The 14,431-nt window shown below is 70.3% G+C and carries 14 protein-coding genes and 1 rRNA gene; 4 read left to right on the forward strand and 11 right to left on the reverse strand.

Annotated elements, in window-relative coordinates; all coding sequences use genetic code 11:
* Window positions 1-39: 39 nt before the first annotated feature.
* From recN to ACIHCQ_RS40910, 4 genes are all read right to left on the reverse strand, one after another.
* A complete protein-coding gene (gene recN, locus ACIHCQ_RS40895; protein WP_399674071.1) occupies window positions 40-1,782 on the reverse strand; it encodes a DNA repair protein RecN in 1,743 nt (580 codons plus the stop codon).
* Between the two features lie 116 nt (window positions 1,783-1,898).
* Entirely contained in the window at window positions 1,899-2,816 is a 918-nt protein-coding gene (locus ACIHCQ_RS40900) for an NAD kinase (RefSeq protein WP_399674072.1), read from the reverse strand.
* Complete coding sequence (locus tag ACIHCQ_RS40905; protein WP_399674073.1) at window positions 2,813-3,628, reverse strand: TlyA family RNA methyltransferase; 816 nt, start codon at window positions 3,626-3,628, stop codon at window positions 2,813-2,815. The genes ACIHCQ_RS40900 and ACIHCQ_RS40905 overlap by 4 nt, the downstream gene beginning before the upstream one ends.
* A 7-nt stretch (window positions 3,629-3,635) precedes the next feature.
* Window positions 3,636-3,965 (reverse strand): hypothetical protein, encoded by a 330-nt coding sequence (locus ACIHCQ_RS40910; RefSeq protein WP_399674074.1) that lies wholly within the window; start codon window positions 3,963-3,965, stop codon window positions 3,636-3,638.
* Window positions 3,966-4,007: 42 nt separating this feature from the next.
* On the opposite strand from ACIHCQ_RS40910, the gene ACIHCQ_RS40915 reads away from it, so the two are divergent.
* On the forward strand, window positions 4,008-4,355 hold the full coding sequence (locus ACIHCQ_RS40915) for an SCP2 sterol-binding domain-containing protein (RefSeq protein WP_399674075.1): 348 nt from the start codon (window positions 4,008-4,010) through the stop codon (window positions 4,353-4,355).
* On the opposite strand, the gene ACIHCQ_RS40920 is transcribed toward ACIHCQ_RS40915, so the two are convergent.
* From ACIHCQ_RS40920 to ACIHCQ_RS40930, 3 genes are read right to left on the reverse strand one after another with little or no spacing between them, the layout of a single operon-like run.
* On the reverse strand, window positions 4,339-5,187 hold the full coding sequence (locus ACIHCQ_RS40920; protein WP_399674088.1) for an ABC transporter ATP-binding protein: 849 nt from the start codon (window positions 5,185-5,187) through the stop codon (window positions 4,339-4,341). The genes ACIHCQ_RS40915 and ACIHCQ_RS40920 overlap by 17 nt on opposite strands.
* Before the next feature lie 59 nt (window positions 5,188-5,246).
* On the reverse strand, window positions 5,247-6,323 hold the full coding sequence (locus ACIHCQ_RS40925) for a FecCD family ABC transporter permease (protein ID WP_399674076.1): 1,077 nt from the start codon (window positions 6,321-6,323) through the stop codon (window positions 5,247-5,249).
* A 35-nt stretch (window positions 6,324-6,358) separates the two neighbouring features.
* Window positions 6,359-7,420: a FecCD family ABC transporter permease gene (locus ACIHCQ_RS40930; RefSeq protein ID WP_399674077.1), complete on the reverse strand. Its 1,062-nt coding sequence runs from the start codon at window positions 7,418-7,420 to the stop codon at window positions 6,359-6,361.
* 53 nt (window positions 7,421-7,473) lie between these two features.
* On the opposite strand from ACIHCQ_RS40930, the gene ACIHCQ_RS40935 reads away from it, so the two are divergent.
* Complete coding sequence (locus tag ACIHCQ_RS40935) at window positions 7,474-8,502, forward strand: ABC transporter substrate-binding protein (RefSeq protein WP_399674078.1); 1,029 nt, start codon at window positions 7,474-7,476, stop codon at window positions 8,500-8,502.
* Window positions 8,503-8,539: 37 nt separating this feature from the next.
* Complete coding sequence (locus tag ACIHCQ_RS40940; protein ID WP_399674089.1) at window positions 8,540-9,550, forward strand: ABC transporter substrate-binding protein; 1,011 nt, start codon at window positions 8,540-8,542, stop codon at window positions 9,548-9,550.
* 53 nt (window positions 9,551-9,603) lie between these two features.
* Here ACIHCQ_RS40940 and ACIHCQ_RS40945 read toward each other — a convergent pair whose 3' ends face one another.
* Entirely contained in the window at window positions 9,604-10,632 is a 1,029-nt protein-coding gene (locus ACIHCQ_RS40945) for an HAD hydrolase-like protein (protein WP_399674079.1), read from the reverse strand.
* A gap of 72 nt (window positions 10,633-10,704) precedes the next feature.
* Between ACIHCQ_RS40945 and ACIHCQ_RS40950 the strand changes: the two genes are divergently transcribed.
* On the forward strand, window positions 10,705-11,997 hold the full coding sequence (locus tag ACIHCQ_RS40950) for a DUF1015 domain-containing protein (protein WP_399674080.1): 1,293 nt from the start codon (window positions 10,705-10,707) through the stop codon (window positions 11,995-11,997).
* 77 nt (window positions 11,998-12,074) lie between these two features.
* On the opposite strand, the gene ACIHCQ_RS40955 is transcribed toward ACIHCQ_RS40950, so the two are convergent.
* From ACIHCQ_RS40955 to rrf, 3 genes are all read right to left on the reverse strand, one after another.
* A complete protein-coding gene (locus ACIHCQ_RS40955) occupies window positions 12,075-12,851 on the reverse strand; it encodes a hypothetical protein (protein ID WP_399674090.1) in 777 nt (258 codons plus the stop codon).
* Entirely contained in the window at window positions 12,791-14,119 is a 1,329-nt protein-coding gene (locus ACIHCQ_RS40960; protein ID WP_399674091.1) for a hypothetical protein, read from the reverse strand. The genes ACIHCQ_RS40955 and ACIHCQ_RS40960 overlap by 61 nt, the downstream gene beginning before the upstream one ends.
* 221 nt (window positions 14,120-14,340) lie before the next feature.
* Window positions 14,341-14,431, reverse strand: a 5S ribosomal RNA gene (rrf, locus tag ACIHCQ_RS40965); the annotation flags it as partial.

The raw sequence follows: 14,431 nt of genomic DNA on the forward strand, positions 1-14,431 counted from the left end.
GCCGTCCGCTCTCGCCGTCCGCCTAGCCGTCCGCCCTCGCTAGCCGTCCGCCCTCGCCGTCGCCAGCAGCTCCTCCGCATGCGCCCGCGCCGTCTGCGAGTCCTCCTGGCCCGCCAGCATCCGCGACAGCTCCCGCACCCGGTCCTCGCCCTCCAGGACCGTGACCCCACTCCGCGTTACCGTGCCGTCGTTCGTCTTCTCGACCAGCAGCTGCCGGTCCGCGAACGCCGCCACCTGCGGCAGATGCGTCACGACCACCACCTGCGCCGATTTCGCCAGCTTCGCCAGCCGCCGCCCGATCTCGACCGCCGCCTTGCCGCCCACGCCCGCGTCCACCTCGTCGAAGAGATACGTCGGTACGGGGTCGGTCCCCGCGAAGACGACCTCGACCGCGAGCATCACCCGCGACAGCTCACCGCCCGACGCGCCCTTGGCGATCGGCCGCGGCGGCGCGCCGGGATGCGGTGCGAGCAGCAGCTCGACCTCGTCCACGCCGGACGGCCCGTACGCCACCAGGCGCCCGTCGACCTCGACGCCGTCCGGATCCTCGGTCTGCCGGATGTCGAACGACACGCGCGCGTGCGGCATCGCGAGCGAGGCCAGCTCCGCGGTGACCGCGTCGGCGAACCGTGCCGCCGCCTCCGTACGCGTATCGGTCAGTGCCTGCGCCAGCCCGGACAGCTCGTCACGCAGCGCGTCCCGCTCCGCCGTCAGCTCGCCGATCCGGTCGTCGTCACCCTCCAGCTCGGTGAGGCGCTGAGCGCCCTCCTCGGCCCACGCCAGCACAGCCGTGACATCCGCGCCGTACTTGCGCGTGAGCTGGGTCAGCGCGGCCCGCCGTTCCTCCACCGCGGCCAGCCGCAGCGGATCGGCGTCCAGATTGTCCGCGTACCCGGCGAGTTCGCCCGCCACATCGCCGAGCAGGATCGAGATCTCGCCCATCCGATCGGCGAGCCCCGCCAGCGCCGGATCGTGGGAGCGTACGGCGTCCAGCGCCCGTCCCGCGCCCGCGACCAGCGTCGTCGCGTCGATGCCCTCCGGGTCCTCGATGTTGCCCGCCAGCGCGCCGTACGCGAGCGACGCGGCGGACGCGAGCGCCTCGGCGTGGCCCAGCCGCTCCGCCTCCGCCGAGAGCTCCGCGTCCTCGCCGGGGCGCGGCTCCACGGCCGCGATCTCATTCAGCCCGAAACGCAGCAGATCCGCTTCCTGGGCACGCTCACGGGCGCGCGTGATCAGGGTGTCGAGCTCTGTGGACACGGCCCGCAGCCGCCGGTAGGCCGCCGCGTACTTGGCGTGCGGCCCGGTGACCGCGCCGCCCGCGTACCGGTCGAGCGCCGCCCGCTGCCGCGCGGGCCGCAGTAGCCCCTGCTGGTCGGTCTGGCCGTGCACGGCGACCAGCTCATCGGCCAGCTCGGCCAGCACACCCACCGGCACGGACCGCCCGCCGATGTGGGCGCGTGAGCGCCCCTCGGCGGAAACGGTACGGCTGATCAGCAGCGTGCCGTCCTCAAGCTCGGCGCCCGCCTCCTCGGCCCGTACGGCGGCGGGGGCTCCGGCGGACACGCTGATCCGCCCCTCCACCACCGCCGCCTTGGCGCCGATCCGCACCAGCGCGGCGTCGGCCCGCCCGCCGAGCAGCAGCCCAAGGCTGGTGACGACCATGGTCTTGCCCGCGCCCGTCTCGCCCGTCACCGCGGTAAAACCGGGCGACAACTCCACGACCGCGTCGTCGATGACACCCAGCGACCGTATCCGCATCTCCTCCAGCACGGACCCGACCATACGAGGTTTCTCCCGTCCGACGCGACATCGGCCCCCTTGAGGCATCCGTAAGGCGTCCGTAAGGCATCCTCACGGCGCTCATACAGCGCTCATACGGCGCTCGTACGGCACTCCGCCTAGTGCGGCGCCCCCCGCCAACCCGAAACCGGCAGCGCGAACTTGGCCACCAGCCGGTCCGTGAACGACGCGTGGTGCAGCCGCGCCAGCCGTACCGGAACGGCCCCGCGCCGTACCTCCACCCGTGCCCCCCGCGGCAGTTCTATGGTCCTGCGGCCGTCGCACCACAGCACCCCCTGCGGCGTGTGCGCCTGCACCTCCACCGCCAGCACCGACGTCGGCGAGGTCACCAGTGGCTTGGCGAACAGCGCGTGCGCGCCGATCGGCACCATCAGCAGCGCCTCCACCTCCGGCCACACCACCGGACCGCCCGCCGAGAAGGCGTACGCCGTCGAGCCGGTCGGCGTCGCGCAGACGATGCCGTCACAGCCGAACCCGGTCACCGGCCGGCCGTCGATCTCCAGGACGACCTCCAGCATCCGCTCCGGCGAGACCTTCTGCACGGCCGCCTCATTCAGCGCCCAGTTACGGTGCACTATGTCGCCGTTGCTGCGTACGACGACATCGATGGTCATCCGCTCCTCGACCTCGTACGCGCGCGTGACCACCCGGTCGACCACCTTGTCGAGGTCGTCGCGCTCGGCCTCCGCGAGGAAACCCACCCGCCCCAGGTTGACGCCGAGCATCGGCACGCCGGAGGCGCGGGAGAACTCGGCGCCGCGCAGCAGCGTCCCGTCCCCGCCGAGCACGATCAGCAGCTCACAGCCGTCGAGTACGCCGGGAGTCGCCTCGGGGACCGTCTCGACGCACTCGGGCAGCGGCAGGTCCGCCGCCTCGGACTCCAGTACGCGTACGCCCAGGCCGCTGCGCACCAGCCCCTGTACGACGAGTTCGGCACTCCGGATGGCCGCCGGCCTGCCCGTGTGCGCGAGCAGAAAAACGGTGCGCTCCGCCGTCGCTTCTGATCTTGTTGTCAACGAGGTCCCTCCGCCACTGCACGGTCGACTTCCGCGGGATCGAGCTCGGGAGCTCCGGCCCGGAGCCACAGAAAGTACTCGACATTTCCAGAGGGTCCGGGCAGTGGACTGGCGGTGACGCCCAGTACACCCAGCCCGAGTTCCCCCGCCCTGCGTGCCACGTTCCGTACGGCTTCCGCGCGCAGCTCTGTGCTGCGTACGACCCCACCGCTGCCGAGACGCTCCTTGCCCACCTCGAACTGTGGTTTGACCATCAGCACCAGGTCGCCTTCGGGAGCCGCGCACCGGACGAGCGCGGGCAGGACGAGCCCGAGCGGAATGAAGGAAAGGTCCCCCACCACCAGGTCCACCGCCTCGCCGTTGATCGTCTCCAGTGTCAGCTCGCGGACATTGGTACGGTCCTTGACGGTCACGCGTTCATCACTCTGAAGAGACCAGGCGAGCTGTCCGTATCCGACGTCGACGGCCACGACGTGCGCGGCGCCGGCCCGTAGCAGTACGTCCGTGAACCCGCCGGTCGACGCGCCCGCGTCCAGCGCCCGCCGGCCCTCGACCTTCAGCCCGTTCGGCATGAAGGCGGCCAGCGCTCCGGCGAGCTTGTGTCCGCCGCGCGAGACATAGCCGGGGTCTGTGACGTCGGCGGTGACGACGACGGCGGCGCTGGTCTCGACCTGGGTGGCGGGTTTGGTCGCGGTGGTGCCGCCGACAGTCACCCGCCCCGCGGCGATCAGCTGGCTCGCGTGCTCGCGCGAGCGGGCGAGACTGCGGCGTACGAGTTCGGCGTCCAGACGTTGGCGGGCCACTCCTGCCACGGTGGGTTCAGCTCCTGTTGTTGTACGAAGGGGGGTACGAGTTGCCGTGCGGTGCGGGGACGGGTGCGGGGCGGGCGTCGAGCGCGGTGAGCGTGTCGCGCAGCCCGCTGTGTACATCCTCGTACACCTCACGGTGCCCGTCCGCCGGGAGGTGGTCGGCGTCAGCCAGCCGCTCCAGCTGGGCATCGATGTCCGCGTTGCCGGTTTCCACGCGCTGTACGCCGAGCGGCGCGGGCGCGGCGGGGTCGTACGCCTGAAGAACGCCGGCCGCCTCGGGGCCTGCTTCTGGGCCTGCCTCTGGTACCGGGGGAACCGGGCCCGGAATCAAGTCGCTCATGCCAAGACGCTACCGCGTAGCCCTGCGGTACCGTCGATCACGATGGCAACGACGGAACAGTGCCGCAGCGCGCTCGGCAGACTCTCGGACAACCTGGCACAGGCGGACGGCGATGTGCGCAGCGCGGCCGCGCTCGACCGTTCCCTCAGCTGCCACATCAAGGACCTGGACATCACCTTCACCGGCCGTCTCGCGGAGGGCCGGATTCGGGTGGCGGACACCCATCCGGGTCCGCCGCGCGAAAAGGCACAGATCCGCCTGGCGATGACCGGTGACGATCTGGTGGCGATGGTGAACGGCGAACTGAACTTCGCGCGGGCCTGGTCCTCGGGCCGGATCAAGCTCGAAGCGGGCTTCCGCGATCTGCTGCGCCTCAGGTCGCTGTTGTAGAGGCTGTCGCTGTCTCTGTCTCTGTCGCGGACGCTTTGGATACGGCGCCGCGCCTGCGGGCCGCCGGGACCACCAGCGGCGTCCCGGACTCCGGGTCCTCGATGATCTGGCTCTTCACCCCGAAGACATGCTCGACCAGCTCGGCGGTGACGACGTCCGAGGGCGCGCCCTCGGCGACGACCTTCCCGTCGCGCAGCGCGATGAGGTGGGTGGCGTAACGGGCGGCGTGGTTGAGGTCGTGCAGTACGGCGACGAGCGTCCGCCCCTGCGTCTCGTGCAGCTCCGCGCACAGGTCGAGGACATCGAGCTGGTGCTGGATGTCGAGGAACGTCGTGGGCTCGTCGAGCAGCAGCAGCGGGGTCTGCTGGGCCAGCGCCATCGCGATCCAGACACGCTGCCGCTGCCCGCCGGACAATTCGTCGACATAGCGCTCCGCGAGTTCGCCGACGCGGGTCGCTGCCATCGACTCCTCGACAATCCGCTCGTCCTCGGGCGACCACTGGCGCAGCAGCCCCTGGTGCGGGTAGCGGCCCCGCGCGACGAGGTCGGCGACCGTGATGCCGTCCGGCGCGATTGAGGACTGGGGCAGCAGGCCCAGTGTCTTGGCGACCTTCTTCGCGGGCAGTGAGTGGATGACCTGCCCGTCCAGCAGGACGCGGCCCTGGGACGGCTTCAGCATCCGGGACAGGGCGCGCAGCAGTGTCGACTTGCCGCAGGCGTTCGGGCCGACGATCACCGTGAAGGAGTGGTCGGGTATCTCCACCGAGAGGTTCTCGGCGATGACGCGCTGGTCGTAGCCAAGGGTGACCGACTCCGCGGTGAGGCGCTGCATACGCTGCATGGTGGTCGTGCTCCTGGATCTTTCCGATGATTCGTCTGCGTCAGATGCGCTCATATGCGTCCCGCCTTGCGTTCGGTGACCAGCAGCCACAGCAGATAGCAGCCGCCGAGCACCCCCGTCACCACGCCCACCGGCAACTGCCGCTCACCGAAGGCGTTGGTGGCGAGCCAGTCGGCGATCAGCAGCAGGGCCGCGCCCATCACGGCGGAGGCGGCGAGGTTCGGTCCGGGCGAGCGGGTCAGCCTGCGGGCGAGCTGGGGCGCGCTCAGCGCGACGAAGGCGATCGGGCCCGCCGCCGCGGTGGCGACCGAGATGAGCAGGATGCCGGAGCCCATCAGCACGCTGCGGGTGCGCTCGACGCGGACCCCCAGCGCGTACGCCGCGTCGTCGCCCATCTCCAGCATCCGCAGCGGCCGTCCGTACCCCAGCACCAGCGGGAAGAGGACGGCGCACACGGCGAACAGCGGCCGGACCTGCGCCCAGTCGCGGCCTTCGAGCGAGCCGGTCATCCACAGCGTGGCGCGGGTGGCGTCGATCAGGCTGGCCTTGGTGATCAGGTAGTGGTTGGCGGCGGTGAGCATGGCGGCGATGCCGATGCCGATGAGGACCAGCCGGTAGCCGTGGACGCCGCGCTTCCAGGCGAGCAGATAGACCGCGATGCCGGTCACCAGTCCGCCGACGATCCCGCCGCCCGACACCGCGAACGACCCGCCGTGGAAGAGCACGATCACACAGAGGGCGCCGACGGTGGCCCCTTGGCCGAAGCCGATGACGTCCGGACTGCCCAGGGGATTGCGGGAGATGGACTGGAAGATCGCGCCGCTGAGGGCGAGCGCGGAGCCGACGAGCAGTCCCACCAGCACCCGCGGCAGCCGCAGGTCCTGGACGATGAACTCCTGTGCCGGGGTGCCGTTCCCGAGGAGCGTGGCGATCACTTCGCCGGGCGGGATCGGGAAGTCGCCGCTGCCGATCAGTACGACTCCGGCGGCCAGGGTGACGGCGGTGAGCAGCAGGACGACGACGGCCGCCCGGGGATCGAACCGGACGGACAGCCCGCCGGGGCCGGGTCCACGGGTGCGTACCGCTTTCACGGTCCTCGCTGTCCTCGCTGTCTTCACTGTCTTCACGGGCTGCGCCTTCTCTGCGGCCTTCTCTGCGGCCTTCACAGCTGGGCCATCTTCTTGCGGCGTACGAGGTGGATGAAGACGGGCCCGCCGACCAGCGCGGTGACGATGCCGACCTGAAGTTCGGAGGGGCGGGTGATGACCCGCCCCAGGACGTCGGCGCCCAGCAGCAGTACGGGCGAGAGCACCGTCGCGTACGGCAGGATCCACCGCATGTCCGGGCCTGTGATGCTCCGTACGAGGTGCGGGATCATCAGCCCGATGAAGACGATCGGCCCGCAGGCGGCGGTCGCCGCCCCGCACAGCAGGGTGACGGCGAGCATCGACAGGATGCGCGTGCGGTTCAGGTTCGCGCCGAGCGCGCGGGCGGTGTCGTCGCCCATCTCCATCGCGTTCAGCGGCCGGGCGAGCAGCAGCGCGAGCACCACGCCCGCGCCGATGAACGGCGCCACCTTGCCGATGGTCCCCATGTCCGCCGAGGCCAGCGACCCGACCGTCCAGAACCGGATCCGGTCCAGGGCGGCGGAGTCCAGCAGCTGTACGGCGTTGATGTAGCCGTAAAGCGCGGCGGTGATCGCGGTCCCGGCCAGCGCGAGCCGTACGGGAGTCGCCCCGCGGCTGCCGCCGAGGATGTACACGAGCGCCGAGACGACGGCCGCGCCGGCGAACGCGAACCACACATAGCCGGTGAGCGAGGTGACGCCCAGGAAGCTGATGGCGGAGACGACGGCCGCCGACGCGCCCGCGTTCACACCCAGCAGACCGGGTTCCGCGAGCGGGTTACGGGTCAGCGCCTGCATCACCGCGCCCGCGAGCCCGAGGGCCGAGCCGACAAGCAGACCGAGCAGGGTCCTCGGTACGCGCAGGTCGTGAACGATCACGTCATTGCCCGCGCCCGAGTTGTGGAACAAGCCGTGCCACACATCGGAGAGCGGCATCGACTTGGCGCCGATGGCAATGCTCGCGACGCAGACCAGCAGCAGGAGCCCGAGGGACACCAGCAGTCCGGTGGCACGCAGGGCGTGGCGCTTCCGGGACGCGGGTGCGGATATCGGCTCCGCGCTCTGACCGCTCTGATTGGGGGGACTGTCGACCAACACGTAGTTAGGTTAGCCTACCCTCTCATCGCTCCTGGTTGAGGGAATCCCACTCCATGAACAGCCCCCACGTTCCCCGCCGCCGCCTGCTGGCCACCGCCGGCGCGCTGGCCACCGGCCCCTTGCTCGCCGCCTGCGGCGGAAGCGGAAGCGACAACTCCGCCGACTCCGGTACCGGCAAAGGGGGCTGGAGCTTCAAGGACGACCGCGGCAAGACCGTGACGGCCGACCGCACACCCCGCCGCATCGTCGCCTACATCGGCTCCGCCGCCGCCCTGCACGACTTCGGCATCGAATGCACCGGAGTCTTCGGCCCGACCACATTGAAGAACGGCAAACCCGACGTGCAGGCGGGCGGCGTCGATGTCGACAAGGTGACCATCGTCGGCAACGCCTGGGGTGAGTTCAATGTTGAGCAGTACGCGGCCCTGAAGCCCGAACTCCTCGTCACCAATATGAACCAGGCCCCCACCCTCTGGTACGTACCGGAGGAGAGCAAGAACAAGATCGAGCCGCTCGCGCCCAGCGTCGGCATCCTCTCCGCCAAGACGTCTCTCCTCACCACGGTCCAGCGGTACGCGAAGCTCGCCGAGTCCCTCGGCGCCGACCTGACAGCACCAAAGGTCGCTTCCGCAAAGACCCGCTTCGAGGCCGCCTCGGAAGAGCTGCGCCAGGCCGCCAAAGCCGCCAAGGCCAAGGGCGGCATCAAGGTCCTCGCCGTCGCCGCCCAGGCGCAGCTCTGCTACGTAGGCGCCGCGGACGATTTCGCCGATCTGCGCTACTACAAGGAGCTCGGCGTCGAGTTCGTACAACCGGCCAAGCCGGCGGCGGAGGGCTTCTACGAGGAGCTGAGCTGGGAGAACGTCGACCGCTATGCCGCCGACCTGATCATCGTGGACAAGCGCACCGGCAACCTCCAGCCCGCCGACCTCAGCAAGACCAAGCCCACCTGGCGCGACCTCCCCGCCGTCAAGGCCGGCCAGGTCACCTCCTGGTTCAACGAGGCGCATTTCAGTTACGCGGGTTTCGCGCCGCTGATCGAAGAGCTCGCTCGATCGATTCAGAACGCAAAGAAGGATTCTTGATGCCCCCTCCCGTACTACGTCCGTCTCCCGCCGCGGTCTGCTCACCGCGGGCGGCGCCCTGGGCTTCGGGGCGCTGCTCGCCGCATGCGGAGGCGACAACTCCGCCGCCGGCTCTGGTCCGGGAAAAGAGGGTTGGATCTTCAAGGACGACCGCGGAAAGACCGTCAAAACCGATAAAACGCCGAAGAACCTTGTCGCCTATGTCAGCACCGCCGCCGCCCTGCACGACTACGGCGTCGAGTGCACCGGAGTCTTCGGCCCGACCAAGCCGGTGGGCGGCAAGCCCAACCCGCAGGCGGGCACCATGGATGTCGGCAGGCTGACCAACGTCGGCGAGGCCTGGGGCGAGTTCAGCGTCGAGAGGTACGCGGCACTCAAGCCCGACCTGCTGATCAGCAATATGGTCCCGCCGCCCGGTCTGTGGTTCGTACCGGACGAGAGCAGCAAGAAGGACGAGAGCAGCAAGAAGATCGAGGCCCTCGCGTCCACCGTCGGCATCGGCGGCGCCCATGTCTCCCTCCTGGAACCCCTCAAGCGCTACGCCGAACTCGCCGAGGCGCTCGGCGCGGACATCGAGGCCAAGCAGGTCACCGACGCCAAGGCCCGCTTCGACAAGGCCGAGACGACCCTGCATACGGCTGCCACGGCCGCCAAGGCCAAGGGCGGCATCAAGGTCCTCGCCATGACCGGCGACGCCCAGCAGATGTACGTCGCCGTCCCGGACTCCTACTGCGACCTGCACTACTTCAAGGACCTCGGCATCGAGTTCGTCGAGGGCAAGAAGAGCGACAAGTGGGGCTTCTGGGAGTTCCTCAGCTGGGAGAACGCCGACAAGTACCACGCCGACGTCATCATGATCGACAACCGCTCCAGCGCCCTCCCGGTCCCGGAACTGGCGAGGAAGCCCACCTGGACGCGGCTGCCCGGCGTCAAGGCCGCCCAGACCATCCCCTGGGCGATGGAGGAGCGCTACAGCTACGCCGGGTTCGCCCCCGTACTGGAGCAGCTCGCCGCCGCCCTGGAGAAGTCGAAGAAGCTCACGGCCTGACCCGTCTGAGCCGCCCGACCCGCCTGACCGGACGCGCTTCCCGTGGCTGGGCCCTACAGCCCCAGCCGGGACAGCGCCTTCCCCGCGTCCAGCTCACAGACGCCGTCCCCGGCCTCGGTCCAGGCCGCCGCGCACAGCGCCCGGAGCCCGTCCATGGCCTCACCCGCGCCGTCGACAACCAGCGCGTCGTCCCGTACGGACGCCGTCCACCCGCCGCACAGAAACCCGCCGTCCGTCTCGGTCACTTCGGGCTGCCCGGTCAGCATGCCGCGCAGATCGGCGTCGACATACGTCGGCCGGTGCTCGGGCCGCGCGGCCAGCAGCAGCGCGCCGTCCGTCACCCCGGTCAGCACGAGCAGCGAGTCCACACCCCCGTTGAACGCGCCCTCGATGTCCGTGTCCAGCCGGTCCCCGACCACCAGCGGCCTGCGCGCACCGGTCCGCAGTACCGTCTCGCGGTGCATCGGCGGCAGCGGCTTGCCCGCCACCTGCGGCTCCGCCCCTGTCGCGATCCGTACGACCTCCACGGCGGCGCCGTTGCCGGGCGCGATCCCCCGCGCACTCGGAATCGTCAGATCCGTATTGGACGCGAACCACGGCACCCCGCGCGCGATCGCGTAACAGGCCTCAGCGAACCGCCCCCACGGCAGCTCCGGACCGCCGTACCCCTGCGCCACCGCCGCCGGATCGTCGTCGGCCGACTCCACCGGCACGAGCCCCCGCTCGCGCAGCGCGACGCGCAGCCCCTCCCCGCCGATCACCAGCACCCGGGAACCGACCGGCACCTGCTCGGAGATCAGCCGGGCGACCGCCTGCGCGGAGTTGATGACATCCGCGGGGTCCGTGGGCACCCCCAGCTCGGTGATGTGCGCGGCCACCGCGTCGGGCGGCCGGAGCGCGTTGTTCGTCACATACGCGAGGTGCATACCGCGGTCACGCGCCGTCAGTAGCGATTCCACGGCGTACGTGATCGCCTCGCCGCCCGCGTACACCACCCCGTCGAGGTCGAGCAGCGCCGTGTCGTACGCCTCGCTCAGCGCCGTCGCGCTCCCGCTCGGCCGGTTCCTGCTCAGCTGACTCATCCGTTTCCGCTCCTCACTCGAACTCTTCCGAACAGATCATCGCTCATCCCCGCATCCACATACGATGCACAGATGAACACCGAAGGTCGCGGGGACAGTGACGGTCTGCACCTGATCCCGTTCCGCGGACTGCGCTATGTCCCCGAACGGGTCGGCAGCCTGGCCGCTGTGACCTCACCGCCGTACGACGTCGTCGTACGGCCCGACGGCCTGCACCACCTGGAGTCGGCGGACCCGTACAACATCGTCCGGCTGATCCTCCCGCAGGCGATCGACCCCAGTGCCCGCCACCAGCAGGCCGCGGAAACGCTCAAGCACTGGCTTGCCGAGGGCATTCTCGCGCCCGATCCCGAGCCCGCGCTGTATGTGTACGAGCAGCGCAAGGACGACCTCCTCCAGCGCGGCGTCATAGGAGCGCTGGCCCTGTCCGAGCCGTCCGAGGGCGTCGTCCTGCCCCACGAGGACGTCATGCCGGACATCGTCGCGGACCGCGCGGCGCTGATGCGTACGACCGCGGCGAATCTAGAGCCGCTGCTGCTCACGTACCGCAGCAAGGGAGACGCGACGACCGGCGCCACAGCTGTCATCGAGCGCACCGTGCTGCGCCCCCCGCTCCTGGCCACCACCACGGAGGACGGGTTCAGCCACCGTCTGTGGTCGGTGACGGACCCTGGCGACATGTCCGAGATCAGCGCCGATCTGTCCGAGCGCCAGGCGCTGATCGCCGACGGGCACCACCGCTGGGCGACGTATCTGCGGCTGCGCGGCGAGCACTCCTCGGCCAACCCCTGGAACTACGGCCTGGTCCTGCTGATCGACACGGCCCGCTACCCGCTGCGGGTCCGCGCGATCCACCGGCTGCTGAACCGGCTCCCGGTGGCCAAGGCGCTGGCCGCACTGACCGGCTCCTTCCGCGTCCAGCACCTCGACGACGGCTGCTCGCTCGATCGGGCACTGGACACTCTGGCGGACGCCACAGCCACCGAGGGGAACGCTTTCCTGCTCGCGGGCGACGGGGGGCTCCACCTCGTGGACCGCCCGGACCCGGAACTGCTGTCCCGTACGGTCCGCCGGGACCGCCCCGAGGCGTGGCGGACGCTCGACGCCACGGTCCTTCACTCCACGCTGCTGGACCATGTGTGGCGGGTCCCGGACACCCCGGAGCACATCACGTACATCCATGACACGGAGGCGGCGGTACTCCAGGCGGAACGCACCGGGGGCACTGCGGTGGTGATGCATCCGGTACGGGAGGAGGTCGTACGGGCCCTGGCCCGGGAAGGCGTCACGATGCCGAGGAAGTCCACGTCCTTCGGCCCGAAGCCGGCGACGGGTCTCGTGCTGAGAAGCCTGGAGCTGGACTGAGAGAGGGCCTACGGCAGACGAAAGGGCGGCACCCGGTCCTGGGTGCCGCCCTTCTGTTCTGGTGTAGGTGTACTTACCTACTCAGCATCGTCACCTTCGACGTCACCTTCGACGTCACCTTCGACGTCATCGGAGTCGTCTGAGTCATCGGCGTCTTCGACATCGTCGCCATCCTCATCGATGGCGTCCACGAACTCCACGCCGTCCATCTCAGCGAGCCTGTCGGAGGCGTCGGTCGCCCCGTCCTTGTCGGCTTCGAGCGCCTTGGCGAACCACTCACGCGCCTCGCCCTCACGCCCGGCGGACAGCAGCGCGTCGGCGTACGCGTAACGCAGCCGCGCAGTCCAGGACTGTATGGAGTTGGACGCCAGCTCGGGGCCCTGCAGGGTCACGATGGCGGCGTCGATCTGCCCCATGTCCCTGCGCGCTCCGGCCGCGACCATACGCATCTCGACCTGGCCGGCCTTGTCGAGCTTCTGCACCTCGGGCTCACCGGCCATCGCCATCGCCCGCTCGGGCCGCCCGAGCCCGCGCTCGCAGTCGGCCATGACGGGCCACAGCTCGACACTCCCGGTCATCCGCCGGGCCGCCCGGAACTCGGCAAGCGCCTCCGCGTACTTCTGGTTCGCGTACGCCGCGAAGCCCGCGGCCTCGCGCACGGCAGCCACGCGCGAGGCGAGCCGCAGCGCCACCTTGGAGTAGGCGTACGCCTGCTCAGGGTCCTCATCGATCAGGTTGGCGACCATGACGAGGTTCTTCGCCACGTCCTCGGCAAGTCCCTTGGGCAGGCTCATCAGCTCCTGCCGTACGTCCTTGTCGATCTCGTCCCCGGTGACATCCTCGGGAATCGGCAGCCGCTTGATCGGCTCCCGGTCACTGCGCTCACGGTCGTCGCGCCGCGCGTAACCACCACGGTCGTCACGGGGCCCGTGACTCGCGCCACGGTCGTCGCGCCGGGGCGCGCCCGCCCGGTCGTCACGGCGAGGCCCGCTCGAACGGTCATCACGACGAGGCCCGCTCGAACGGTCATCACGACGAGGCCCACTGGGCCGGTCGTCACGACGCCCATACCCGCCACCACCGCCGCTGCTGGCGGGACGGCTGTCGGGCCGGCTGCTGGGGCGTGCCCCATAGCCACCGCCACCACCGCTGGGACGGCTGTCGGGACGACCACCACGGTCATCCTCACGACGCGGCGCACGATCCCGGTCATCACGACGATCGTCACGGCGAGGCCCGCTCGAACGGTCATCACGACGAGGCCCACTGGGCCGGTCGTCACGACGCCCATACCCGCCACCACCGCCGCTGCTGGCGGGACGGCTGTCGGGCCGGCTGCTGGGGCGTGCCCCATAGCCACCGCCACCACCGCTGGGACGGCTGTCGGGACGACCACCACGGTCATCCTCACGACGCGGCGCACGATCCCGGTCATCACGACGATCGTCACGACGCGGCCCGCTCGGACGATCGTCACGACGAGGCCCGCTCGGAGGACGGTCGTCACGGCGCGGCCCACTGGGCCGGTCGTCACGACGCCCATACCCGCCACCACCACTGCTGGCGGGACGGCTGTCGGGGCGTGCCCCATAGCCACCGCCACCACCGCTGGGACGGGAGCCATACCCGCCACCGCTGCTGGGACGGCTGTCGGGACGACCGCCACGGTCATCCTCACGACGGGGCGCACGATCCCGGTCATCACGACGGTCATCACGACGAGGCCCGCTCGAACGGTCATCACGACGAGGCCCATACCCGCCGCCGCCACCACCACTGCTGGCGGGACGGCTGTCGGGCCGGCTGCTGGGACGTGACCCATAGCCACCGCCACCACCGCTGGGACGGGAGCCATACCCGCCACCGCTGCTGGGACGGCTGTCGGGACGACCACCACGGTCATCCTCACGACGCGGCCCACTCGGGCGGTCATCACGCCGCGGCGCGCTCGAACGGTCATCGCGACGGAACCCACCGCCACCACCGCTGCTACTGGGACGGGAGCCGTACCCGCCACCGCCGCCACTGCTGCTACTGGGGCGCGACCCATACCCGCCGCCGCCACCGCTGCTGGGACGACCACCACGGTCATCCTCACGACGGGGCCCACTCGGGCGATCATCACGGCCGCCTCGGAAGCCGCCCCGGTCGCCACCGTCCCTACGACGCGGCTCGCGCTCCGGACGGTCGTCGGGAGAGTTGGTGGACATGGGCGTGGCTCCTGTCTTCGGGTACTGCAGTTCATTCTCGCGCAGTCAACCATCGGCCGCGCTTCGAAAAATGGCAAATAAAAAAGGACCCGTGACCCAGCGTGAACGCTGGACCACGGGTCCTTGAAAGATTGTTCGGCGGCGTCCTACTCTCCCACAGGGTCCCCCCTGCAGTACCATCGGCGCTGAAAGGCTTAGCTTCCGGGTTCGGAATGTAACCGGGC

The sequence above is a fragment of the Streptomyces sp. NPDC052236 genome (genome assembly GCF_044548015.1).
GTDB lineage: Bacteria > Actinomycetota > Actinomycetes > Streptomycetales > Streptomycetaceae > Streptomyces.

Excerpts from the sequence above, each read along its gene's own strand:
- recN (WP_399674071.1), bottom strand. The coding sequence starts at position 1,782 with ATGGTCGGGTCCGTGCTGGAGGAGATGCGGATACGGTCGCTGGGTGTC.
- ACIHCQ_RS40910 (WP_399674074.1), bottom strand. The coding sequence starts at position 3,965 with ATGAGCGACTTGATTCCGGGCCCGGTTCCCCCGGTACCAGAGGCAGGC.
- ACIHCQ_RS40915 (WP_399674075.1), top strand. The coding sequence starts at position 4,008 with ATGGCAACGACGGAACAGTGCCGCAGCGCGCTCGGCAGACTCTCGGAC.
- ACIHCQ_RS40920 (WP_399674088.1), bottom strand. The coding sequence starts at position 5,187 with ATGCAGCGCCTCACCGCGGAGTCGGTCACCCTTGGCTACGACCAGCGC.
- ACIHCQ_RS40935 (WP_399674078.1), top strand. The coding sequence starts at position 7,474 with ATGAACAGCCCCCACGTTCCCCGCCGCCGCCTGCTGGCCACCGCCGGC.
- ACIHCQ_RS40945 (WP_399674079.1), bottom strand. The coding sequence starts at position 10,632 with ATGAGTCAGCTGAGCAGGAACCGGCCGAGCGGGAGCGCGACGGCGCTG.
- ACIHCQ_RS40950 (WP_399674080.1), top strand. The coding sequence starts at position 10,705 with ATGAACACCGAAGGTCGCGGGGACAGTGACGGTCTGCACCTGATCCCG.
- ACIHCQ_RS40960 (WP_399674091.1), bottom strand. The coding sequence starts at position 14,119 with ATGATCGCCCGAGTGGGCCCCGTCGTGAGGATGACCGTGGTGGTCGTC.